The organism is Streptomyces sp. NBC_01707 (assembly GCF_041438805.1).
Taxonomy (GTDB): domain Bacteria; phylum Actinomycetota; class Actinomycetes; order Streptomycetales; family Streptomycetaceae; genus Streptomyces.
Genome location: NZ_CP109190.1, coordinates 3,269,274 through 3,293,337, shown reverse-complemented (window position 1 = coordinate 3,293,337; position 24,064 = coordinate 3,269,274). Strand labels below are relative to the sequence as shown.

At 67.0% G+C, this 24,064-nt stretch carries 19 protein-coding genes and 4 pseudogenes; 13 read left to right on the top strand and 10 right to left on the bottom strand.

Annotation, left to right across the window (positions count from 1 at the left end):
- The first annotated feature begins 35 nt into the window (after positions 1–35).
- The 9 genes and pseudogenes from OG963_RS14645 to OG963_RS14605 form a co-directional block, all read left to right on the top strand.
- Positions 36–1,316, top strand: a complete 1,281-nt coding sequence (locus tag OG963_RS14645) for a hemolysin family protein (RefSeq protein WP_371799063.1) — start codon at positions 36–38, stop codon at positions 1,314–1,316.
- A gap of 1,065 nt (positions 1,317–2,381) precedes the next feature.
- The gene (locus OG963_RS14640; protein ID WP_371799062.1) at positions 2,382–3,497 is read left to right on the top strand and encodes a chemotaxis protein; all 1,116 of its coding nucleotides are present in this window, start codon (positions 2,382–2,384) and stop codon (positions 3,495–3,497) included.
- 714 nt (positions 3,498–4,211) lie between these two features.
- Complete coding sequence (locus tag OG963_RS14635; protein ID WP_371799061.1) at positions 4,212–4,670, top strand: universal stress protein; 459 nt, start codon at positions 4,212–4,214, stop codon at positions 4,668–4,670.
- A complete protein-coding gene (locus OG963_RS14630) occupies positions 4,667–4,909 on the top strand; it encodes a universal stress protein (RefSeq protein WP_371799060.1) in 243 nt (80 codons plus the stop codon). Before OG963_RS14635 ends, OG963_RS14630 begins: the two co-directional genes overlap by 4 nt.
- A gap of 251 nt (positions 4,910–5,160) precedes the next feature.
- Positions 5,161–5,697, top strand: coding sequence for an alcohol dehydrogenase catalytic domain-containing protein (locus OG963_RS14625; RefSeq protein WP_371799059.1), 537 nt, complete (start codon positions 5,161–5,163; stop codon positions 5,695–5,697).
- A complete protein-coding gene (locus OG963_RS14620; protein ID WP_371799058.1) occupies positions 5,586–6,122 on the top strand; it encodes a zinc-binding dehydrogenase in 537 nt (178 codons plus the stop codon). Before OG963_RS14625 ends, OG963_RS14620 begins: the two co-directional genes overlap by 112 nt.
- Before the next feature lie 132 nt (positions 6,123–6,254).
- Complete coding sequence (locus tag OG963_RS14615) at positions 6,255–8,084, top strand: glycoside hydrolase family 15 protein (protein WP_371799057.1); 1,830 nt, start codon at positions 6,255–6,257, stop codon at positions 8,082–8,084.
- Entirely contained in the window at positions 8,081–9,514 is a 1,434-nt protein-coding gene (locus tag OG963_RS14610; protein WP_371799056.1) for a glucose-6-phosphate dehydrogenase, read from the top strand. The genes OG963_RS14615 and OG963_RS14610 overlap by 4 nt, the downstream gene beginning before the upstream one ends.
- A 72-nt stretch (positions 9,515–9,586) precedes the next feature.
- Positions 9,587–10,076, top strand: a pseudogene (locus OG963_RS14605) (gluconokinase); the annotation flags it as partial.
- A 199-nt stretch (positions 10,077–10,275) separates the two neighbouring features.
- Here the strand turns inward: OG963_RS14605 and OG963_RS14600 are convergent.
- The 5 genes and pseudogenes from OG963_RS14600 to OG963_RS14580 all read right to left on the bottom strand — a co-directional run.
- Positions 10,276–10,713 (bottom strand): Crp/Fnr family transcriptional regulator, encoded by a 438-nt coding sequence (locus tag OG963_RS14600; protein ID WP_371799055.1) that lies wholly within the window; start codon positions 10,711–10,713, stop codon positions 10,276–10,278.
- A 288-nt stretch (positions 10,714–11,001) separates the two neighbouring features.
- Complete coding sequence (locus OG963_RS14595) at positions 11,002–11,262, bottom strand: DUF6343 family protein (RefSeq protein WP_371799054.1); 261 nt, start codon at positions 11,260–11,262, stop codon at positions 11,002–11,004.
- 358 nt (positions 11,263–11,620) lie between these two features.
- On the bottom strand, positions 11,621–12,118 hold the full coding sequence (locus tag OG963_RS14590; RefSeq protein WP_371799053.1) for a universal stress protein: 498 nt from the start codon (positions 12,116–12,118) through the stop codon (positions 11,621–11,623).
- A gap of 149 nt (positions 12,119–12,267) precedes the next feature.
- Positions 12,268–12,756: a beta-class carbonic anhydrase gene (locus OG963_RS14585; protein ID WP_371799052.1), complete on the bottom strand. Its 489-nt coding sequence runs from the start codon at positions 12,754–12,756 to the stop codon at positions 12,268–12,270.
- A gap of 1,474 nt (positions 12,757–14,230) precedes the next feature.
- Positions 14,231–14,541, bottom strand: a pseudogene (locus OG963_RS14580) (transposase); the annotation flags it as partial.
- A gap of 224 nt (positions 14,542–14,765) precedes the next feature.
- Here OG963_RS14580 and OG963_RS14575 point away from each other — a divergent pair.
- A pseudogene (locus tag OG963_RS14575) lies at positions 14,766–15,271 on the top strand (IS110 family transposase); the annotation flags it as partial.
- 152 nt (positions 15,272–15,423) lie between these two features.
- Here OG963_RS14575 and OG963_RS14570 read toward each other — a convergent pair.
- From OG963_RS14570 to OG963_RS14550, 5 genes and pseudogenes are all read right to left on the bottom strand, one after another.
- Positions 15,424–16,680 carry an NAD(P)/FAD-dependent oxidoreductase gene (locus OG963_RS14570; RefSeq protein ID WP_371799051.1) on the bottom strand — a complete coding sequence of 419 codons (1,257 nt, stop codon included), beginning with the start codon at positions 16,678–16,680 and terminating at the stop codon, positions 15,424–15,426.
- Positions 16,681–16,682: 2 nt separating this feature from the next.
- Complete coding sequence (gene tal, locus OG963_RS14565; RefSeq protein WP_371799050.1) at positions 16,683–17,804, bottom strand: transaldolase; 1,122 nt, start codon at positions 17,802–17,804, stop codon at positions 16,683–16,685.
- An 857-nt stretch (positions 17,805–18,661) separates the two neighbouring features.
- On the bottom strand, positions 18,662–19,138 hold the full coding sequence (locus OG963_RS14560; protein WP_371800295.1) for a DUF488 family protein: 477 nt from the start codon (positions 19,136–19,138) through the stop codon (positions 18,662–18,664).
- A gap of 72 nt (positions 19,139–19,210) precedes the next feature.
- Positions 19,211–19,539: pseudogene (locus OG963_RS14555) on the bottom strand (LuxR family transcriptional regulator).
- A gap of 57 nt (positions 19,540–19,596) precedes the next feature.
- On the bottom strand, positions 19,597–19,719 hold the full coding sequence (locus OG963_RS14550) for a hypothetical protein (RefSeq protein WP_371799049.1): 123 nt from the start codon (positions 19,717–19,719) through the stop codon (positions 19,597–19,599).
- Between the two features lie 252 nt (positions 19,720–19,971).
- Between OG963_RS14550 and gap the strand changes: the two genes are divergently transcribed.
- From gap to OG963_RS14535, 3 genes are all read left to right on the top strand, one after another.
- A complete protein-coding gene (gene gap / locus OG963_RS14545; RefSeq protein ID WP_371799048.1) occupies positions 19,972–20,979 on the top strand; it encodes a type I glyceraldehyde-3-phosphate dehydrogenase in 1,008 nt (335 codons plus the stop codon).
- Positions 20,913–21,404 carry a 2-oxo acid dehydrogenase subunit E2 gene (locus OG963_RS14540; RefSeq protein ID WP_371799047.1) on the top strand — a complete coding sequence of 164 codons (492 nt, stop codon included), beginning with the start codon at positions 20,913–20,915 and terminating at the stop codon, positions 21,402–21,404. The genes gap and OG963_RS14540 overlap by 67 nt, the downstream gene beginning before the upstream one ends.
- Positions 21,405–21,677: 273 nt before the next feature.
- Positions 21,678–24,023, top strand: a complete 2,346-nt coding sequence (locus OG963_RS14535; RefSeq protein ID WP_371799046.1) for a glycoside hydrolase family 65 protein — start codon at positions 21,678–21,680, stop codon at positions 24,021–24,023.
- The last annotated feature ends 41 nt before the right edge of the window (positions 24,024–24,064 follow it).

Here is a 24,064-nt window from a genome sequence, read left to right as displayed (position 1 = left end):
AGGACCGAACAGCCTGGGGGTGGCACCGTGGCCCCATGAACGGCTATTGGATGGACCTCGTGCTCATCGCCGTGCTGATCGTTCTCAACGCGCTGTTCGCCGGCAGCGAGATCGCACTGATCTCCTTGCGCGAGAGCCAGTTGCGCCGCCTGCGCCGCGGGGCGGGAGCCTCCGCGATCCGGCTGGTACGTCTCGTTCAGGAGCCCAACCGATTCCTGGCCACCGTCCAGATCGGCATCACCCTGGCCGGATTCCTGGCCTCGGCCACAGCTGCGGTGTCCCTGGCCGAGCCCCTGGTGCCCGTGCTGGACTTCGCAGGCCAGGCCGCCAGGCCGCTGGCCATCGCCCTGGTGACTCTGACGCTGACCTTCGTCATCCTGGTGGTAGGCGAACTCGCACCCAAGCGCCTGGCCATGCAGTACGCGGAGCGGTGGGCCCTGCTGGCGGCTACCCCCCTCGACATCCTCGCGACCATCTCCCGTCCCGCCGTGTGGACACTCAGCCAGGCCACGGACCTGACCATCCGCCTATTCGGTGGCAACCCGCGAGAAGCCCGGCGGCCTCCCAGTCCCGAAGAGCTGCGCGACATGGTCATCAGCCATCGCGGCCTGACCGCCGAACAGCGCACCATCATCTCCAGCGCCCTGGAAATCCACGAGCGCTCCTTGCGCGCCGTCCTCGTCCCGCGCCGCGCGGTATTCACCCTGCCCGACGGAATGCCGGCCGCCCAGGCCCGCCTTGCCCTGGCTCGTTCCGGCCACTCCCGTGCCCCGGTCCTCCGCGCCGGTCACCTCGACGAGGTTCTCGGCATCGTTCACCTGCGCGACCTGACCACCGCCGAGGACACCGCCTCCGTCACCGAGGTCGCCCGCCCCGCTTCCTTCCTCCCCGACTTCATTACGGTCTCCGACGCACTGCGGCGCCTGATGGCCACCCATCAACAGTTCGCCCTCGTCGTCGACGAATACGGCTCGGCCGAGGGCATCGTCACCATCGACGACCTCCTGGAGGAGATCGTCGGTGAGATTTACGACGAGACCGACCCGGACACACTGACTGTGCAACCCCAGGCGGACGGCTCGCTGCTCCTGCCCGGCACCTTCCCCGTCCGTGACCTGTCCGGTCTCGGAGTCGACCTCGGCGACCTTGCCGACGGCCCCTACACGACCATCGCCGGCCTCGCCCTGGCCCAGCTGGGCCACATGCCACAGTGCCCCGGAGAGAGCATCCAACTCCCGGGGGGCACTATAGAGATCACCGGCATCCACCGACATGCCATCACGACCGTCCGTCTCCGACCACAGCGGCGACGATAGCCAGGCAGCGCCGCCCGGCACTCCTGGGACAAGCCCACCCCCGGCTCTACGCGAACCGGGTCGGCTCGACCAACGACGCCACCGCCCTGGCCGCCGCCATGTCCGTCGTGGGCCCGGCAAGGACCAGCTCCCCGCTCTCACGGTCATCTGCACCTACGACTCCCTCGACAAGTCGAGGCGGCCACCCAGCACACCGACCTGGACGAGGCACACCGCATGTCCGCGCCCAGTGATCATGTGTGTTTGGTAGCTGTCTGAGCTGGGGTGTTCAGATAGCTGGTTGTCGCTACGGGAGTTGCGTGTTGAGGGACGGTTGCGGGCATGAAGGCGGAGTAGTGGCTTGGACATGGGGCTTCGTGCTGTTTGTGGCTGGTGCTCAGCTCTTTTGGTTGCTGCTCACTTTGGATGGGTCGCTGATGGGCGCTCGTTCGTGAGGTTGAGGCCGGCGGAGGTCAGGAGCGTGCGTTGGTCGGGGTGGAGCGTGTGCCAGTTGGTGTGCTGAGTGGTGAGCCAGCGGCGTTGGCTTGTTGACGGGTGCTGGTCTTCGGTGAGGGAGCGGAGACCGGTGTAGGTGTGTTGCCAGCTGATTCTCCAGGGCGGGTTCCACCAGGGGTCGAGTGCTGCGAGTGCGTGTTCGTGGGGCCAGGGTTGGCCGGTGCGGCGCACGTGGGCGTTGGCGCGTTTGCGTTGCTCGTACATCACCAACAGCGAACGGCGGGCGAATTCCAGGGGGCGCGGCGCCAGTCCGCCGGACGTGCGGGGCCAAGATCGCCGCGCTGACTCCCTGGACTGAGGACACCTTGCGCGGCATCGCCCGCGAGCCGCGTCGCCCCGACGCGGAGGCCGACCGTCCGATCCATCAACAGCCGCTGGTCCTGAGCGGCCCGCTGGGCATCATCATGGTCGGGTGTAGCGCAGGCCGTGGATTGGCAGACCGTGTCGAGGGGCGCTCCTGGGCCCGGTGTGCGAATCTGCGGGGGAGGTGATGTACACGGCGAAGCCAGCCCGGCCCATGGCCGTCTTGCCAGGCTCGGCCGCTCCGGACCCCACCAGGAAGGCACCCTCATGGAGACTGATGTCCTGACTTCCGACATGCTGCGTGACCTGCGGGCTGCCAGGCCCTACCCGGCAGTCTCTCTGACGATGTCGACGCACCGGCGTGAGCCGGATAACGCCCACGACGCGGTGCAGCTACGCAATCTCCTTGCGGAAGCCGAGCGCCGGATCGATACCGACCCGCAGGCATCGCGCCAGGACCGCATCGACCTGCACGCCCAGCTGGAGCGAGCGGTGGCCGACGTGGATCTGCGCCACGTAATGGACGGCCTGGTGCTCTACGCCACCACTGAGGAGCACCAGATCTGGACCGTGCCGCGTCCCGTCCCAGAGCGGGTCGTCCTCAGCGACACCTTCCTGACCCGCAACCTGGTCGCTGCAAAAGCCCAGGCCCACCCCTACTGGGTGCTGATCGTCGCCGCCGACAGGGCAACCCTGTGGAGCGGCTCAGGTGACACCCTCCACCAGCACGAGGGGAACGGATTCCCCGCCGTGCCACCCGAAGGCGAGTGGGACGTCCAGCACAAGGAACGCGTCGGCGACCAGCCGAGCACTTTCAGCGATGAGCACACCCGCCACTTCATGCGCACCGTCGACACCTCGCTCGCCGCGATACTGACAGCCGAGCCCCGCCCACTGCTTCTCGTCGGACTCGCCGAGGCCGTGGCCCTTCTGCAGGAAGTCGGCACCGCAGCCGGCGCCCCGGCCTCCACCATCATCAAGGGCGGCCTCACCGAGGGCCCCGAAAGCGTCCTTCTCCAGGAACTCGAACCCGCCCGCGCCGCACTGGCAGCCCAAGAGACCAACCGGGTCGACACGGCACTGGACGACGCCCGCAGTCGGCGAACCTTCGCCGCCGGGCTTGACGAGGTCTGGGAAGCTGCCAACGCCGGGCGCGCCGCGATGATCGCCGTCGAGGAGCACTTCCAACCCACCGTACGGCTGACCAATGGCCACCTCGCCCCACTGAACGGCGAACCAAAGGGCGGCTGGGAGGACGGCGTTCGCGAGGACATCGTCGACGAACTTGTCGAGACCGCCCTGAACCACGGCACCGAAGTGGTCTTCCTCCCCGACGACCGCCTCACCGAACACAACCGGATCGCCGCAGTGCTGCGCTACTGAACCCCACAGAGCAAGCCGAGCCGCGGGCACTGCGGGTCTACAGCCGCCGCGCGACGCAGGCAGCGGAGCGCATACAGGAACGCCACCTCTTGCCATGCGCGATCGGCCGGGGTGACGTCGCCTAGTCCATCCACCGCAGCGCCTCGCCCGACGGTTTGACCCCCTGGGCGGGGCAGCTTCCGGGGCGTGCAAGGCCTGCCACAGTGGTCGCATGGGCATCACCATGAATCTCGGGAGTACGCGTGTGACCGTCGATGACCGGCAGTCGACGCACCTTGTGTTCACTCATGGTGTGGAGACGCCGGCAGTGCGAGTGTGTTCGCGGGCCGGGCACAAGCCGCCTTCAGTGGGACGGTACCCGTCCGGGCCCACGGTGTTGCGACGCGCCCGGCACGCTGGACGCCGCCGTCTGGGAGATCAGCGAACGGCGAGGTGTGGCTGCCGGAATGTGGGCTGACATGCGGCGCTACGCGGAACAGGCCTCCACGGAGGCGGCCGGCAGGTGGTCACGGTGGCGTGCGACCTCGGTTGACTCCTTCGGGCATCTGCCGCGGTGGAGCAATCGCACGAGCGCCTGTGACCGGCGGCCCGGCCCCGTCTGGACCTCCCGGACTGCGCGTACGGTGCGGTCGGCGTGAGGCTGGAGGCCGAGCCCAGTGGCGGCGGACCGCGGGCCCGTACGGTCTTCCTCCGCCATCGAGCAGAGGAGGAACCGTGGCTGACCAGCGCGAGGAGACAGGCCGCATCGTGGTCGGGGTGGACGGATCGGACTCATCGAAGCAGGCTCTTCGCTGGGCCGTGCGCCAGGCGCAGCTCACCGGCGGTGTGGTGGAGGCGGTGACTGCTTGGGACTTTCCGCAGTTCCATGGTGCCCTCGGCTGGTTGCCCCCGTCGAGCAGCGACGAAGCAGCTGTGGAGGGCCGGGCACGCAGAGAACTCGCGGAAGCCATTGAGGAGACCGTGGGATCGCAGCCGCCGGTGGAGGTGCGTACGGAGGTGCGCTACGGCACCGCCGCCGGCGTGCTGCTCGACGCGGCCCGCGGCGCGTCCATGCTGGTGGTCGGGAGCCGCGGTCTCGGGGGCTTCTCAGGGCTGCTGTTGGGATCGGTGGCGCAGCACTGCACTCAGCACGCTGCTTGCCCGGTCGTCGTGATGCGTGACGGGGGCCGGTGAGCCCGCGGCGAGCCGCACCCATTTCCGTGCCGGCTGGTACGGGGCCCGAGAGCGCGGAGCGTCAGCTGGCTCAGGCACTCGCCGGCCGCGCGGAGAGCTATCCGGACGTCATGGTCAGGCACGACGTGTTGAGCGGCGAAACCCGCGAGACAGCGATCGAGGCGAGCGAGACAGCCCAGCTCATGGTCGTCGGAGCCAGGGGACGCGGCGGTTTTGGTGGCCTGCTCTTGGGTCGGTGAGCCAGGCACTGCTGCACCACGCGCACTGCCCCGTCATCGTCGTCCGCGGCAAGGCATGACCAGACCCACGGCGTGGTGAGGGATGCCCGTCGCGCCCACCGTCAGACGAAGACAACGTTATGCGCGGTCAAATCGCGGGCCGGCGGAGCCCTTGAGACAGTGGCAGGAGTGAGCGGATGGTAGCGGCCGCCCAACACCAGGGGTCGATTGGGCCGGCCTGCCGTTGTTGCGTCCTGGAGGAAGGACAGCAGGTGAAGGCATTCGTGATGAGGGAGATTGGGCGGGTGGGTTTCATGGAGAAGCCCGTACCGCAGGCAGGTCCGGGCGACGCTGTCGTACAGACGATCAGGGCCCTCATCTGCACGTCCGATTCCCACACCGTCCAAGGTGGCATCGGTCCGCGGGAGAACCTGACGCTGGGCCACAAAGCGGTGGGCGTCGTGCATGCCGTGGCAAGCGAGGTGAAGGACTTCCGGCCCGGCGACCGTGTGCTGGTCGGTGCCATCACTCCCGAATGGGGTGACCGGGCATCTCAGAACGGGCTCCCATCGCAGTCAGGAGCACCGCTCGTAGGCTTTAAGTTCGTAAACTCCAAGGACGGGGTCTTTGTCGATTACTTCCACGTGAACGAGGCCGACGCCAACCTCGCGAAAATCCCCGACGCCATCAGTGATGAATGGCGGTCTACCGCGCAGACATGCTCTCGACCAGCTTCATGGGGGCGGAGAAGGGGAACATCCCGATTGGCGGAACCGTGGCTGTCCTCGCCCAGGGCCCGGTGGGACTGATGGCGACCGTAGGAGCCAGGCTCCGGGGCGTCGGCCTGGTCATCGGAGTCGAATCCGTTCCCGATCGGCAGAAACTCGCGCACACATACGGTGCGGGCGAGATCGTCGACTTCACCAGCGAGGATGTTGTTGAGCGGATCCTTGACCTGACTCGGGGCGCGGGAGTCGACACCGCCATCGAGGCCCTTGGCGCGGATGTGACGTTCCAGACCGCGGTCAAGATCACAAAGCCCGGGGCACGGTCTCCAACATCGGCTATTTCGGCGAGGGAGAATTCGTGCGCATCCCCGGGTCGAGTGGGGCGTAGGAATGGCCGACAAGGCGATCGCGATAGGCCTGTGCTCTGGCGCCAGGCTACGCATGGAGCGACTGCTACGGGTGCTGGAAACACAGCTTGTCGACCCCTCGCAAATGACGACTCATGAGTTTCGTTTCGACGACATGGAGCGGGCCTTCGAGGCCTCCGACAAGAAGCTGGACAACGTCGTTAAAGTAATGATCGCCTTCTAGCTGAAATTTCGGTGGCGGGCTGATGGCGCTGTGGGAAGAGAGACGGCATGCACGATCCAGATCCCCCTTTCCGGCCGGTTCGCAGTCGGGAGGGCTACTTGCCGCTTGAGGATTTCGGCCTCATCGGGGACGGTGCGACGGCTGCACTGGTCGGCCTGGACGGTTCCATTCCGTGGATGTGCCTTCCCCGGTTCGATGCGGAGCCTCTGTTCTGCGGCTTGTTGGATCGCGCACGGGGCGGGCATTTCACCCTGGCTCCAGAGGACCTGGTCGAGGCGCGGCAGCGATACGAACCTGACACCGGCGTGCTGACAACCGAGTTGCGCAGCGCCACCGGTCTGGTCCGTGTCACCGATGCGATGATCCTGCGCTCTGGGGCCGATCTCACCGATGACGCCCCTGCTGACCGAGGCGAGCTCGTCCGTTCGGCTGTGGTCTTGGGCGGGGACGTACGCCTGCGGGTGGGCTTGGAGCCGAGGGGCGGCGGGCAGGCGCAGGCGTTGTTCAGCGGGCTGGAGGTACGACCGTCCCGGCGGCCGGACCTGCGGCTCCACCTGCGGTCCAACCTCCCCCTGACCGGCCTGAACAGCACTCATGACCTCCGGCGGGGCGAACGGCTCGATCTCGTGCTGTCCTGGGGCCGCTTCCATCGTCACCATCGGTTCGACACTGACGCGATGCTGCGGGACACTGCCGATGCGTGGCGCCGCTGGATGCATAATTTCCAGTACCACGGTCCGGAGGGGCCCCTGGTCGGACGCGCGGCGATCACACTGAAGCTGTGCGACGACTGGGCCAACGGCTCACTCGTCGCGGCCCCCACATCCTCCCTGCCTGCACCGATCGGCGGGAGCCGCAACTGGGATTACCGCTACGCCTGGATCCGGGACGCGGCCTTCGCCGTGTTCGCGCTGCGTCGCGTCGGCTTCGGGGGTGAGGCCGACGCCTTCCTCGGATGGGTCCTCGACGCCTTCGAGTACAGCCGGAGGCCCAGGATCATGTACGCCCTCGACGGCAGCCCGGTGCCGGACGAGGTGGAGGGCGCCGAGCTGGAGGGCTATCAGCGCTCTGCTCCGGTGCGATGGGGCAACGGCGCGGCCGACCAGCGCCAGCATGACCTCTACGGCGAAATCCTTGACTGCGCCGACCAGTGGCTCCGCTCCGGCGGGGACATCGAGCCGCCACTGTGGGCCAGCCTGGCGGGGCTGGCCGACGCCGCAGGACAGGCGTGGCGACAGCCGGACCAGGGGATCTGGGAGGTGCGCAATGAGGGCCGGGTGTTCACGTACTCGGCCGGGATGTGTCAGGTGGCCCTGGACCGGGCTGCGACGATCGGTGCGCGGCTCGGCCTGCCCGGAAATGTCGCCATGTGGCGAGCCTCGGCCGACGAGCTGCGCCGGATCATCCTGGACAGGGCCTGGGACGAGGAGGCACAGACCCTGAGCGCGCATCTCGACGGCGGCGGCGCCCTCGACGCCAGCCTGCTCGCGCTTCCGCTGCGCCAGGTCGTCCCTGCTGACCACCCGCGGATGGTGGCCACCGCCACGGCCGTCGCCGAGCGCCTGTCGGCCGGCAACGGGCTGCTCTACCGCTACCTGCACAAGGAGTCACCCGACGGTCTGCCCGGCGACGAGGGTGCCTTCGTGCTGTGCAGTTTCTGGATGGTCGACAACCTCGTCGGCCAGGGCCGGATCGAAGAGGCTGAGGAGCTGTACGCCTCGCTGTGTGCCCGCGCGAGCCCACTAGGGCTTTTGTCGGAGCAGATCGACCCGACCACAGGAGAGTTCATGGGCAACTTCCCTCAGGCATTCAGCCACATCGGGATCATCGCCAGCGGTGTGAACCTCACCCGAGCGAAAGCAGGCGTCAACGCATGATCAACCGGCTCGTGATCTTCGGGGCGACAGGTGACCTCAGCGCCCGCTACCTGCTGCCGGCACTGGCCGCGCTGAGGGCTGCAGGAGAGCTCGGCGACCACTTCCAGCTGACCGGCGCGAGTCGGGGAGAGTGGGACAGCGAACGGTATCGGGATTGGGTGACCGCCCAGATCGACCGCCATGGTGGGCATTATCCAGCCGACGCCAAGGCGGCGATCGCGGACGCGGCCCGCTATCAACGGGCCGATGTCACCAACCCCGCTGACATCGCTTCGGCCATCGCCGGTGAGGGTCCCGTCGCCGTCTACCTCGCCCTGCCCCCGGCACTCTTCCCCGTCGTGGTCACCGCGCTGCACCAGACCGGCCTTCCCGCAGGCAGCCGAATCGTGCTGGAGAAGCCCTTCGGCGAAGACCTGGCCAGCGCGCAGGAGCTGAACCGGCTCCTGGCCGACCTCGTCCCCGAGCAGGCCGTGTTCCGCGTCGACCACTTCCTGGCCATGACGACCGTCCAGAACGTGTTCGGCAGCCGACTCGCCAACCGCGTGCTGGAGCCCATCTGGAACAGCACCCACATCGCCGAAGTGGACATCGTCTGGCACGAGACCCTCGCACTCGAAGGCAGGGCCGGCTACTACGACACCGTCGGAGCGCTCAAGGACATGGTGCAAAACCACCTCATGCAGTTGCTCTGCCTGGTGGCCATGGAACCGCCCATCACCCTCGGCGAGCGCGACCTGCGCGACCGGAAGGTCGACGTGCTGCGGTCCGTACGGCTCCTCACTGAAGACGACGTCGTATGCCGCACACGCCGCGCACGCTACCTGGGCGGCCGGATCGGAGACCATGACATTCCCGCCTATGCCGACGAGGAAGGCGTCAACCCGCAGCGCCGTATCGAGACGTACGCCGAGGTGGAGCTGGAACTGGACAGTTGGCGCTGGTCGGGAACGACCTTCCGGCTCCGCAGCGGCAAAGCACTCCGTGCGGACCGCAAGGAGGTCGCCGTACATTTCCGGTCGGTGCCCCACCTGCCCTTCGGCCATAGCGGAGCAGCCCTTCCCAACGTGCTCCGCTTCGGGCTCGAACCGGAAGTCCTGACCTTCGACCTCACAGGCATCGGCTCCCACACCAACAGCCTCGCCCCACTGTCCCTGACCGCGCAGATGGAACCGCCCCACCTCCCGGCCCACGGCCGGGTCCTGCTGGACGTCCTGAACGGCGATCCCGCCATGTCCATCCGCGGCGACGAGGCCGAAGAGGCCTGGCGGGTCCTGACGCCGGTACTCTCCGCCTGGGAAAGGGATCTGGTTCCACTGGAGGAGTACCCGGCCGGCTCCGACGGGCCGGCTCTCCGGCTGAATGGAGGCGGACAGCAGCAGTGTGGTGACCTGCTGCACACTGAACCTGCGCCCCCGGGTGTCGCGCCCTGACACCCGGGGCACGACCTGCCAGCGAGCCGTGGAGCTGCTGCCGTGGCCGCTCTTAGGGAGGAAGGCACTGCGATGCCCCTCAGCGCTGTGCGTCGATCCCCGTGCATCGTGGTCACAGGTGTTGCCGGGATCGGCAGGACCACGGTGGCTCGCCTGCTCAAAGACTGAGCCTCCCCTTGGCGGAGGGAGACGACTTCCACTCCCCGGCCGAGATCGCCAAGATGTCCGCCGGCACTCCGCTCGATGACGCCGACCGTCAGCCTTGACTGGAAAGCATTGGCCGCTGGCTGCACGAGCGCGACGCAGCGGGCAACGGCGGCGTGGTGAGCTGCTCCGCGCTGAAACGACGTTTTACCGGGACACACTGCGAGCGGCCCGTCCAGGCGTCTTCTTCTTGCACCTGACAGCCAGCCGCGAGTTGCTGGCAGACCGATCAGCCGGTGCACCGACCACTTCATACCGACGTCGCCTCGACTTGCAGCTTGCCACGCTCGAACCGTTCGGACCCGACGAGCAGGGGGCCTCGCTGGACGCCGGCTCGGATCCTCACACCGTTGCCAACACGGGCGGACCTACTGCCGTGGCCAGCCCACGGCAAACCCGATTGATCCTGTGGACAAGACCGGTCCGACATGTTGGCGGATCTCGTGGAATGGCGCCAGGACGGCCTGCCACCGGCCCCACCCCGCGAGGCCATCGCGGAGTTCCGGCTGACTGCCGGCAGTGCAGTGCAGTGCAGTGCAGTGCATAGGCCCGCCGACTCAGGGCCCAAAGCGATCCAGCAGGCGCGTCCGCACGGACAGAAGCCGGTTCCCGACCACCTCGGCCACGCCGCGGGTGAGCGCTTGACCCAGCACCGGGTCCTCCTCGCACAGTGTGCGCACGGCCGCCGCGTCGAATTCCAGTGCCCGCACTGGGCTTTGCGCCTCAGCACCGAGCTGCCAGGCGTGCGGCGGGATCAGCCACGACCAGCCGAGCAGTTCGCCGTGGCCAATCGTGTCGACTACGGTCGCGGGGCGGCCGGGAACGTGCACGTCTAGGGTGACCGATCCGGTATGGATGATCCAGAACCGGTCAGCCTTGCTGCCTTCCTCGAAGATGCGGGCGCCCGCAGGAAAGGACACCTCGGTCGCGAATTCCAACAGCCGGTCACGGTGAGCGGCTGAGAGAATGCCGAGTGGGTTCGTCCTCGTGGTCATGACGGTCCTCCAACCTTCTGTGCGGAGCGGCGACCGAACCCCTGAGCGTCTGGCAGGCGCCGCCGAATTCTGCGAATACTCGGGATCGCGTGTGTCATACGCCCGGATTCGTACACCGTCCCGCGAGCGTGGGCGGCCGGGGCTCTCAGCCCAGTCACGCGATAGACGCCGGCCGTGGCGCCTTAGGTGAGGTGCTTTCCACCCTCCATCATCAAGACCACCTGCAGTTGATTTTCCGTACAGGGACTAGAGCGCGCGAATCAGCCATTTCTGCCTGGTTCCTCTCCGCTACAAGGCCTGTCGTCGCTGCCTCGCGCGTCGGCGGACAATAATCAGTAGATCGGCCGCCGTCATCACGGCCAGCGCGGCGCAGACGACGACAAGAACGAGCAGCAGTGAGGTATCAGGCGTGCTGCGGGGGCCGGACGCCGCCCATACGGTGAATAGGACCGCTCCTGCCACGAAGACGGGTAGCGCGATCACACACAGTGCGAGACGTAGTCCCAGCGCGGACTGTGCAGTAGCGGGCTCCGTCCCGGTCCGTTTCATTCGCCCCCTGGACAGGCGTGGTGTTGATCGCGCCCGGGAGTCGGCCGAACCGTTCGGATGCTGTTGTCCGTGCATTTGTGCCTCCAGCCGGTGCTTTCCTGGTCGTTTGCCCCCTGCGTCTCGTATCGGTGATCAGGATTTGCGTAAAGGTCATCAAGTGCCGTAGATATCAAATTCACGCTTTAATGACGTCTGGAGCGCTTCTGCACCCCAAGGCGCCGCGTGCCGTCCCCGTGGGCGAACACATGGGTTGGGATATTCGCGCCTGCTTGCAGCGGGCTGCGGTGGCACGCTCGCGCATTCAGTCCATGCGACATTCACCGGCCGCGCAAGCCCTGCAGGCTGCAAGTACTTATGGTCAGGTGCCGGGTACCGGGGGTGGTACGACGGTGACGGGGAGGTGGGCGTGGTGGACGACCTCAGTGCTGGTCGACCCGAGCGCGAGCCGCCCCCAAATGCCCGCGCCCCGACTGCCGACCACTAGGAGGCAGGCTCCATCGCTCGCCGCCAAAAGGACCTCCGCCGGACGCCCCTGCTCGGCAAGGATCTTCACCTCTACATTAGACCCCCCGAGTTTCTGTCCCAACTCCTCGACCATGTCGGCCATTCCCTGCATGGCGGTATCGCGCAGCTGTTCGTAGAGGGTGCCGTCGGTCTCCATCAGAGCCATATATCGGTAGTCGAGGTATCGGCCTGCAGTTGAAAAGAGGTCGTAGGCGCAGACGACCCGCAAACTAGTCTGGCGTAGTTGTGCTTCGCGAAGGGCAAAGAGCATGGCACGCCGAGCGTGAGGGGAGCCGTCCGAGCCTACGACGACCGGGCCGGTCGGATTGTATGAGGGGACGGTGTCACCCATCGGGTTCATCTCCTTTAAGTCTGCTCACCGTTTGGTTGCTTAACCGGCACGGTGTCTGTACCGGCCGAGCCGAGACGCAGCCGTGGCCTGTCTCAATGACATTAGGATGCAGGGATAGGGCTGCCACCCACCAGGCGCCAGCGGAGGCTTCACTTCACCTCATCGAGGTGTCCAGTGCTGACATCGAAAACGAACCCGCGCACCGCCTCGTTGTGCAGGATGTAATTACTCGACTTGACGCGGCTGATGGAGCGGCGCAGATCGATGGTGACGTCATGGAAGGACTCCTCTGGCCATAGGGGCTTCAGGTTGTCCTTCCCTCGGATTGGGTCCTTGAGTGAATAACCTGGAAAAGTCAACATACGACAGTCGGTGTGATGAATGAGAATTATTTCACGGGTTCCCAGCAGTTGCTGACTTACGGCCAGTGAACGGATGACGTCATCGGTGATTACGCCGCCAGCGTTTCGTATCACGCTCGCCTCACCCTCCTTGAGGCCAAGGATCGCATAAATATTCAGTCGTGCATCCATACAAGCCACGACAGCAACATGCTCGGATGGTTCCATCGGCTTCTGCTCGGCGAAATGAGAAGCGTAGAAATCATTATTCCGAATGTAGCGATCCGTAGCTGACATTGCTAGGTCTTCCTTTCGTGGCGGCCGCGCGTACGCAGTCGCAGTACGGGTTGTCGCCGCAAATCGCTCGACCGACGGTGATCGAGCGGCAGATGACACTTTGCATCGTCGTGCGCCCGTGACCGTTTCTTCATCTACTGTGACCGCTCCAGCCTGGCCCTTTCTCAGTCCATTCACGCTCCCACTCACGCATGTGGAGCCGGAAGAATGCCCTTTGGATTGTGAACCGGACGAGGAGGAACAGCAGGCCAACTCCCAAGGCAGCCCCAATGCCGCCCTCGATGGCGGTGACCGTCCCCTGCGTCGGGCTTGGCGGCCGGGACACGAGCCGGGTAGCGTGATCTCCAACCCACACCCTGATGGTTCCGCTGCCCCCCGGTTTCCAATCGAAGCGAGCGGTACCGGTGTGCATTGAACCGTCCTCCGCTTTCCAACGTACCGACACTCTGCCCAAGGCGGTGTCCTGTTCCGGGACGACTGACTGCAGCACCGCCGTGACGCGGTACGCCGCCGCTCGCTTACGCGCCGCAGATTCCTGGAGGCTATGCGCCGTGATTAGGCTTCCTACCGTAGCGGCTACTGCGAATATGAGAGAGGCCAGCATCAATACGCACAGTTGCACGACGTCCGAGCGGCGCCTTAGCGGACTGTGCTTCAAACGCTGCGGGCTGGCAACGGGCCACAGGTGCATCACTGCCCCCTCCGCCGAGTCGACGGCGTCACCATTGCGGACGCATCCTAGGGGTGAATGAGTCACCGCCCCTGCGGTGGGCGCCACCTCGTCAGGTTTTCCTCGGCCACCGCGGGAGCAACGTGCCGTGAAAGCTGCTGCCTGGCTGTGCTAGACGCCTCGGTGGCGCTGAGCAGTGTCACCCAGCCTTTACCCGGCGAGTTCGTTTGAGATGGAACGCCTCCTGCGTGCTTGGCATCGCCAAGGTTCTCCAAAGTGGCGCCGGAACTTTTTTGTGCGCTCAATAACGTGGCCGCGCCCGGTGGCGAAGCTCCGTGGGCAGTACAATGCAGCCATTCGTTGAGGTGAGCGCCGGGGTTGCCACACCGCGCGCCGCGGCCCGGTCGACAAGATGCGACCCGTCCTCGGAGAACACGTCATAGAACCGGTGGTAGATGCGTCCTTTCTCACATGCCCTTTGCGTGCAAACAATCAGCTGCATCCGACAACTGCCTTGCATCCCGGGTAGTGCGAGCGCCTCTATCCACAGTAGGCCCCCCCTTGCTGAGATGCCTGGCGAGGCTTCAGGCGTCGTGTGTGCCGCTGTGTGACAGCGGAGGCAGGAAGCAGTGCAGGGGATGGCACGAATGCCCGGGCGTTTATGTGGCAGTCACGTACAGCGATCAAGCCGTGGGATGCCGGCCGGCCCTTCTACCGCTTCCGAGAGCTGACGGCCCGGACTATTTGGTGCGGCGTGGCCTGGCTCGCGGGCTCTTGAGAAGAAGCCGGGCTTAAGACGGTGTCCTATGTGGTGAGTTTGAGGAAGCGTTTGTAGCAACAGAGGACTGCGGCGAGGCCGAGAAAGGCCAGGTAGTTGCGGGGATCGCGTTCATAGCGGTGGTTGAGTCTGCGGTAGCCGGTCAGCCAGGACGCATGGTCCGCTCGATGACCCATCGTCGGCGTCCTAATCGTTCGCTGGACTCGATGCCTTTGCGGGCGATGCGCACTCCAATGCGTTTGCCCCGCAGCGATTTTCGCAGGTGGGGGATGTCGTAAGACTTGTTCGCGTGCAAGCGCTGGGGCTTGAAGTACCTGCCGCGGTGGGGGTCGTGTCTCCTTACGTTGTTGCTGGGTTGATTCCGGTCACTCGTAGGATCGGAAGGCCCAGGGATGCTGGGTGTGGCTGCGTGTCTCCAGCCCAGTGGTGGCTTCAAACGATTGGCCGCCTGGCATCCCGCGACGACTCGACCACTCATTGGGATGCGCGCGACAGGATCGCTCGGTAAGGACATGCTGGCGAAGTCGTCTGCTGGGGCAAATACAGGCAACGATTTCGGAGGTGGCCGTGCCCGAGCTGTGGGCCGGTACGGACGCGGGCGAGGCCGAGCATCACTGTGTGGTGATCGACACCGACGCCGAGCGGAAGCTGTCGCGGCGGGTGGCCAACGACGAGGCCGCACTGCTCGAACTGATCGCGGACGTTCTCGCGTTGAGCGTGGCGAGCCGGTGACCTGGGCGATCGATCTCAACGCCGGCGGGGCCGCTCTGATCATCGCGCTGCTCACCGACAACGGACAGCGGGTCCTGTACATTCCCGGCCGTACTGTCCACCACGCAGCAGGCTCCTATCGCGGTGAGGGGAAGACCGACGCGAAGGATGCATTCGTCATCGCGGACCAAGCCCGCATGCGTCGTGACCTGAAGATGATGCGCCGTGGTGACGAAGTCGCGGTGGACCTGCGCATTCTCACCTCGCGCCGCCTGGATCTGGCCGCTGACCGCACGGGGGCGATCAAGCGGATGCGGGCCCAGATGCTGGAGTACTTCCCCGCCCTGGAACGCGCTGAAGGCCGAATCCGTCTAGCAGCGCACATGGCCCCACGTAGATCGTCCGTGTGGGCCGACGGCACGGACGGGAGCGCTGTCAGGCCCGTGGGAGGGGCAGTCGGACCTGCTGTCGGGGAATGTTCTGAAGTCGCGGCGTGCGCCGTCCTGAGCTAGCTCGTCGGGTGACACTCAGCGTTGTGCAGGAGCGATTCGATGGGCACCTGTGGGTCGGCGAGTTTGCCGATGTCAACCTGTTGGCCGGAGCGTACGAGGGCCTGGATCGGTTCGGTGACGTCCCAGATGTTGACATTCATGCCCGCCAGCACCCGGCCGCGTGCGAGCCAGAACGCGACGAACTCGCGCGCGCCGATATCGCCGCGGAAGAGGACCTGGTCGTAGCCGCCGGGCTCAGCGTATCCGGCGTACTCCATGCCCAGGTCGTACTGGTCGGTGAAGAAGTACGGCACCCGGTCGTAGGCCCCTTCACGGCCGAGCATCGCCTTGGCGGCGGTCTGTGGCTGGTGCAGCGCGTTGGCCCAGTGCTCCACGCGGATGCGCCGGTGCAGCAAGGGGTGGAATGCGTTGGCGACATCACCCGCGGCGTAAATGCCGGGCGAGGAGGTGCCTAGACGCTCGTCGGTGAGAATGCCGTTATCGACCTGGAGACCCGCGGCCTGCGCGAGCCCGGTGTTGGGCACAATGCCGATGCCGACGATGACCGCATCGGCGTCGATGCGGGTACCGTCGGACAGCCGCACGCCGTCAACGGTACCCGCGCTGCCGGTGATCTCGGCGACCTGCACGCCGAAACGCAGGTCCACCCCGTGGTCGCGGTGCAGGTCGGCAAAGACCTGTGCGACCTCGCGGCCAACGACGCGGAGCAACGGCAGCTCAGCCCTCGCCAGCAGGGTGACGTCCACACCGGCGGCGCGAGCCGCGGCAGCAGTCTCCAGGCCGATCCAGCCTGCCCCCACGATCGCCACCCGTGACGCGGAGGAGAAGGCGTCCTTGATCCGGTCGCTGTCCTCGACCGTGCGCAGGTACAGCACCCCGTCCAGGTCCGTGCCCGGCACTGGCAGGCGGCGCGGCGAGGAGCCCGTGGCCAGCAACAGTTGGGCGTACCCGAGGCGGCTGCCGTCTGCGAGCGTCACCTCGTGCGGGGCCGGGTCAAGCGCGGTGACGGCTGTCCCCAGGCGCAGTTCGACGTCGTGCTCGGCGTACCACTGGGGCGGATGGACGTAGATCTGCTCCCGCGCGTCCTTGCCCATCAGGTAGCCCTTGGACAGCGGCGGGCGCTCGTAGGGCCGCTCACTCTCGTCCCCGATCAGGATCAGCGGGCCGTCGAAGCCCTCCTCGCGCAGCGCCTGCGCGGCCTTCGCCCCGGCCAGACTGGCTCCGATGATCACATACGCGCTGTTGTCAGTCATGATCAGCCCCTGGTCCGCACTGGGCGCGCGGTGCTGAGAGTGTCGGCGAGCTGTTCGGCGAGCTTCTCCCAGCTGGCGTCGAACTGCGACACGCCCTCGTCCTCAAGGGCCTGGACGAGGTCGACGTAGTCCACACCGACTGTTCGCAACTCGAGGAGTACCCGCTGAGCGTCGTCGTAGTGGGCGCGTACCGAGTCGGCTGGCACTTGGCCGTGGTCGGCGACCGCGCGCAAGGTGGCCACCGGCATGGTGTTGACCACGCCGGGTGCGACCAGTTCGGTCACGTAGCGGGTGTCGGGGTAGGCGGGATCCTTCACAGAGGTTGAAGCCCAGAGCGGACGCTGCGGGCGGGCCCCGGCCTTCTCCAGGGCCTGCCAGCGGTGCGAGGAGATCACCCGCTCGTAGTGCTGGTAGGCCAGCCGTGCGTTGGCGATCGCCAACCGGCCGCGCAGCTCGGCCGCCTGCGCGGTGCCGGTCTGGTCCAGGCGTGCGTCCGCCTCGGTGTCGACCCGGGAGACGAAGAACGAGGCCACCGAGCCGATCCCGGACAGTTCCCGGCCCGCATCGCGCGCGCGTTCCATCCCATCGAGGAAGGCGACCATAACCTCGTCATAGCGGGCGAGCGAGAAGATCAACGTGATGTTGATGCTGATCCCCTCGGCCAGGCACGCGGCGATCGCCGGCAGGCCCTGCCGGGCGGCCGGGATCTTCACGAATAGGTTGGGCCGGTCGACCAGCCACCACAGCGCCCGCGCCTCCGCAATCGTTGCCGCGGTGTCGTGCGCGAGCCGGGGGTCGACCTCGATGGAGACCCGCCCGTCGACGCCTTCCGTGGCGTCGTAGACCGGGCGCAGCACATCGCACGCCCATCGAACGTCGAACGTGGTCAGCGCCCGCAGCGCCTCACCGACCCCGACTCCGCGGGCAGCCAAGTCAGAGATCTGTGCGTCGTACGCGTCGCCGCTTGTGATCGCCTTGGCGAAAATCGACGGATTGGTGGTCACCCCAACTACCCGGTCCCGCGCAACGAGTGCCGCCAGGCTCCCGGACACCAGCATTTCTCGGCCCAGGTCGTCCAGCCAGATCGACACTCCAGCTTCGCTCAGTGCGGACAACGGATTCATGAAACTCCCGCTCCTCTCCGCCATGCGGCCGAGGCTGTGCATCCGACGTGTGCTCGGCTCGACGCTGGGCGGGGGCGCGGGCATACACCAGGCCCGTCACGGGGCCTGCGCTCCTCATCGAGACCATGTCCCCCTACCAGGTTGGACTGGGGCGAGCCCGTCCGCCACTGGTGGACCAAGCAACCCATCGCACGGCCGCTGCGCGGCTGCTCCGCGTCCCAGCCGGGCGCCGAAGTTCAGTTCCGGAGCAGGCCAGCGAGGACTTCGGCTCCGCTGGCCTCGGGCCAACTGATCGTGGTGAGCAGCATCAGCGTCCGGCACTTTGCCGGCTCGCGCAGGTCCGCAAGCGCCTCAGGCTTCGGGGCCTCCGGCTCGCTGCGCTATCACCAGGGGCATGCGGTATCCACAAGGGGGCGGGCTGGCCGCCGAATGCCAGTAGTTTCGCGAGTGGTTACGGCTCCAGACGGCTGAGCGGTTCGCGCAGGACGAGGCGAGTGCGGTGTCCGGCAGGACACACGCAGCGTGTTCAGCAGGAGGGTGGGAGAACGCCTCGATGTTCGTCGCCTTTGCCGCCGTGATCGTGCTGCTCGTCGTCATCGTCGAGATGACGGACGCCTGCACGGCTTCTTCACCACGACTAACCTGACCGCCAGTCAGTGCCTCGTATGCGCAGCCGTCGGCTCGACCGTCCTGTGCGGCGGCGAGCTGGTCAAGTCGGTGCTCCGGTCTCGTATCCGCCGCCGCACACGCTCACGGACCACGCAGCCGCCCATTTCGGCATCGTGGACTGCTCAGCCATTGGCCGCGGGTGGGCACGCGGCCCGTGCGATCACAGGGTTCGCGGCGTATCGACCTGCTCAGTGCTCGTCGTACACCAGCAGGCCGTCGTCACGCAGCCGAGCACCAACCGTCGGCCGGTGTTCGGTGAGCCGCCCGTCATGGGACAGGTGCAGCACCGGGGTTCTGCGCGCGAGCACCGCGAAATCGGCGATGATCCGTCGGTGACAGCGCCACCACACCGCCTCCGCGCACATGACCGTGGTGCGTACGGCCGCGGCTTGCATGAGCAGTTCGTCCATTGCTGCCACGAACTGCGGGTCCCGCGTGTACCCCGCGTATCCGCGGAACGAGGCGTTCTGCCAGAACGTGTCGGGTGAGTCCGGCGCGGTCTTGCGGAAGCCCCCGAGTCGGGGTTCCCACCGGTAGGCGATCCCTTGACGCGGCATCCACTGCTCCAGTACTTCTCGGTTTGCGTCCGGGTTGTGGCGGCTGCCCGGAGCGGTACGGACGTCGATCACGGCCAGCACGTCGGCGTCGTTGAGGAGGGTGGCCATTTGTTCTCTGGTGGCGGTGCTGTGCCCGAAGGTGAGCAGCTGCCTGCTCCCCTTATCTGTGTGGTTCACCGGTCAGCCGTCTTTGGCGACGGTGAGGAGCACCGCCGCGTCGTCGATCGCCTGGAGGCTGTTGCGGGGTGGGGGATGACGATCAGGTCGCCGCGGTGTCCCTCCCAGGTAGTGGTGTCGCTGGTGAGGCGTACGCGTCTGCGCCGTACCAGCAGGGTTGCCTCCCCGGGGTTCTCGTGCCGGCCAGCGAACTGCCGACGGTCAGGGCGAGGATGCTCTGGCGCAGTGTGTGCTCGTGGCCGCTGTAGATGGCTGGCGCTGCGCCCGCTGGAGGTGGGGGCGGCGCGTTCCAGTTGCTCGCGAGCCTGAGCGGCTAGGGAGATCTTCTGCATGTGTGCGGTCTCCGGGGATGTGTGGTGGCACGCGCTGGTGCGCCGTTCGGACAGTGGTCAGTAGCGGGCGCAGGCTGTGCGGCAGCAGTTGTGAGTCGGGCAGGCGTCGAGCCGGTGGAGCGAGTAGGAGGTGCCTTCGGCGTCGAGTGTGCCGCAGGCTGCGAAGCTGGCCAGGGACATGTGAGTGCCGCCTCAGTACGGATCGGCGGCGGACGAAACGCTGGCCGGGGCGGCCACGCGTACAGGCGCAGGGTCCGTGCCCGGATCGGCCGGGCGGAACTAATAATGATCAAATGATGCAAAACGGGAACCCGGGGCAGGGGTGCGGAGGCTGCCTAGGCTCATCCCGCCTGCGCGCGGAGCAGAGGGGTGATAGGACGGATCGGGGACCTCGTTCGTATTTGACCGGAATCGGTGGGAAGGAGGCGCCGTATGGCGAAGATCGCGATCAACGGGCTCGGACGCATCGGACGGGCCGCCTTCAAGATTCTCCACGACCTCGACGGGGTTGAGGTGGCTGCGGTCAACGACCTGGTCACCGCCGAGAACCTGGCCTACTTGCTCACCCACGACACCGTCTACGGACGCTACGGGAAGACCGTCACTGCTGCCGGTGACGCGCTGGTCGTCGACGGACGCACCGTCCCCCTGTACAGCTGCCGCGACCCGGCCGAGCTGCCGTGGCAGGAATTGGGAATCGACCTCGTCCTGGAGTGCACGGGTGCCTTCCGGCGCAAGGAGGAGCTGACCCGGCACCTGTCGGCGGGCGCACGGTTCGTGATCCTCTCGGCGCCCGCCCGCACTGAGACGATGGCCACCGTGGTCCACGGCGTGAACATCGCCCCAGCCGGGCAGCAGATCGTCTCCTGCGCGAGCTGCACGACCAATTGCATCACCCCGGTGATGGAGGTAATGGACCGCAGAATCGGCGTGGAGCGGGCTGTGATGACTACGATCCACGCCTACACCTCCACTCAGCAGCTCATCGACGGGCCCAGCAAGGACTTCCGGCGCGGCCGGGCCGGAGCCGCCAACATGCTTCCCGCCTCCACCGGCGCCGCGCTCGCAACCACCAAGGCACTCCCAGAGCTGGCCGGACGCTTCGACGGCGTGGCCGTCCGGATCCCGATCACGGTCGGATCGCTCGCGGATATCGTGCTCGTCACCGCCCGCCCGACGTCCCCCGAGGAAGTGAACGACCTCTTCCGTGCGGAGGTCACCACCGACCGCTACCGCGGCATCCTCGGCGTGTCGGACGAGCCGCTCGTCTCCAGCGACATCGTCGGTGACTCCCGGGCCTCGATCGTCGACGCGGCGATGACCCGGGTCGTGGACGGCACCCTGGTCAAGATCATGAGCTGGTACGACAACGAATGGGGCTTCACGCACCAGATGATCCGCGAGGCCCTTTCCGTGCTCGGCATCGCTCAACCGCGGTGAGACGCCCCACCGCAGTCGGGCGGACCGGCCGTTGCACCCACCGACGGGCACCGAATCAGCGCCGTGCCGGTCTTGGACACCGCCAGCGCGGTGGTCGGCTTGGTCAGGCTCACGCCCTGGCCGACAATGCCCGCGCCGGCCGCCTGGCGTTGGAGGACATCAGCGGCGGCACCTTCACCATCAGCAACCTGGGCACCTACGGCGTCGAACACTTCACCGCCGTCATCAACCCGCCCCAGGCCGCGATCCTTGCCGTTGGCGCCGCGCAATCCCAACCCGTCATCCGCGACGGCGAACTCAGCGTCGGCACCACCATGGCGCTGACCTTGTCCATCGACCACCGCGTCCTGGACGGCGCCAGCGCAGCAGCCTTCCTCGCCGACCTCCAGGAACGCCTCGAGTACCCCCTGGGCATCGTGCTGTAGCCGATGACGCTGCTGCCCGCTCAGTGTCCGGACGTCGCCTGTGCCGCCGACCTGCGTCGCCCGCTGGCCGTGCGACTACGGCATCGCCGCACCACGCGGACAGATACGCCAGTACAGCGAGGAACGCGACGGGCCCGACCACCGCTGCCCCCAGGCCTTCTGCACCGTCCACGCTGTCCAGCCAGCCTCTCCCGGCGCGCCGCAACAGACCAGCGGCAGTCGGGGCAAGCGGCCCGATCGTCCGCGACTGTCATCGAGTGCCGGAGGCCCGACATGATCACCCATCCTGCGTACACCGTCGAACCGTGGTGCCTGCGCGAGAGCGAACTCGACATGGACGTGCTTGAGCAGAGCGAGTCGGTGTTCGCACTGGCCAACGGTCATATCGGCTGGCGCGGCAACCTGGACGAGGGCGAGCCGCACGGGCTACCGGGGACGTACCTCAATGGCGTGTTCGAGTTCCGTCAACTGCCGCACGTGGAGGCCGGCTACGGATACCCGGAGTCCGGACAGACGATCATCAACGTGACCAACGGCAAGGTGATACGGCTGCTGGTGGACGACGAGCCGTTCGACCTGCGCTACGGACGACTGCACCGCCACGAGCGGGTGCTGGACTTCCGCGCTGGGGTACTGCACCGCACGGTCGAGTGGACGACCCCCTCAGGGCGCACGGTGCGCATCCGCTCGACCCGGCTGGTCTCGCTCACCCAGCGGGCGATCGCCGCGATCGCCTACGAGGTCGAGGCGGTGGACGAGGAGGTGCGAATCGTTCTCCAGTCCGAACTAGTCGCCAATGAACAGCTTCCGAAGCGTGAGGGCGATCCTCGGGCCTCGGCCTCCTTGGACTCGGTCCTGCAGGCCGAGGAGGACTTCGCGCAGGACAACATGCTGCGACTTGTGCACCGCACGGCCCGAAGCGGGCTACGAGTCGCGGCTGTGGCCGACCACCTGATCGCGGGCCCTCACGGCACCACCGCCTCCGCGGAGAGCGGCCAGGATCTCAGCCGGCTGACGGTGACCTCGCTGTTGCGGCCGGGCCAGCGACTACGGGTCGAGAAGACGGTCGCCTACGGATGGTCGGGTGCCAGGTCGCTGCCCGCCGTCCGCGACCAGGTCGACGCCGCGCTGGCCGGGGCGGCCAGTACCGGCTGGGAGGCCCTGCTTGCCGAACAGCGCGGGTACCTGGACGCCTTCTGGGCTCGGGCGGATGTCGAGCTGGAAGGCGACACCGAGATCCAGCAGGCCGTCCGGTTCGCGCTGTTCCACGTGCTCCAGGCAGCGACCCGCGCCGAGGAGCGGGCCATCCCCGCCAAGGGCCTGACCGGCCCGGGCTACAACGGCCACTGCTTCTGGGACACCGAGACGTATGTGCTGCCGATGCTCACTTACACGGCACCGCACGCGGTGGGGCCCGCGCTGCACTGGCGGCACACCACGCTGCCCGCTGCACTGGGACGGGCCCGCCAGCTCGGCCTGGCGGGGGCCGCGTTTCCCTGGCGGACCATCAACGGCGACGAGTGCTCCGCCTACTGGCCGGCCGGTACCGCGGCGTTCCACATCAACGCGGACATCGCGGATGCGGTGGTGTGCTACACCGCTGCCACCGGTGATCTGGTCTTCGAACGGGAGACCGGACTGGAACTGCTGGTGCACACCGCCCGGCTGTGGCTCTCGCTCGGCCACCACGACCCGCACGGAGTGTTCCACCTGGACGGCGTCACCGGGCCTGACGAGTACAGCGCGATCGCCGACGACAACAGCTACACCAATGTGATGGCCCAGCAGAATCTGCGCGCGGCCGCTGACGCGGCCGAACGCCACCCAGACCTGGCCGCCTCGCTCGGCGTGGAAGATGAGGAGACCGCGGCCTGGCGCGACGCTGCCCGGCGGATCGTGCTGCCGTTCAACAAGGAGCTCGGTGTGCATGAACAGTCCGCGGGCTTCACCTCCCACCAGGTGTGGGATTTCGCCGGCACACCGGCAGACCGCTACCCGCTGCTGCTGCATTTCCCGTACTTCGACTTGTACCGCAAGCAGGTGGTCAAGCAGGCCGACCTGGTCCTGGCCATGCACTTGCGCGGCGACGCGTTCACCAAGGAGGAGAAGGCCCGCAACTTTGACTACTACGAGCGTCTCACTGTCCGGGACTCCTCGCTGTCCGCCGGCAGTCAGGCCGTGATGGCCGCCGAGGTTGGCCAGCTGCGCCTGGCATACGACTATCTCGGCGAGGCCGCGATGATGGACTTGGCTAACCTGGAGCGCAACACTCGCGACGGCCTGCATATCGCCTCGCTGGCCGGGACCTGGACCGCGCTGGTAGCGGGCTTCGGCGGGATGAGACACCTCGGCGACGCCCTGTCCTTCGCCCCGCGGCTGCCCGAGCAGATCAGTCGGCTGGCTTTCGCCGTGCAGTTCCGCCAGCGTTGCGTGCGCGTGGACATCTCCCACCAACAGGCCACGTACACTTTGCTAGCGGGCAGTGAGCTCGAGATCCACCACCATGGCAGCCCGTTGAAGGTGACCAGGGATATCGCTTGCAGCGGGCCGCTACCCGATGTCCCCGATCTGCCGGAGCCACAGCAGCCTCCCAGCCGTGGTCCGGCCCGCCGCAGATGAGCAGGGCCCAGCGACTGAGTCTACGTCCGGGCAGCATCGAG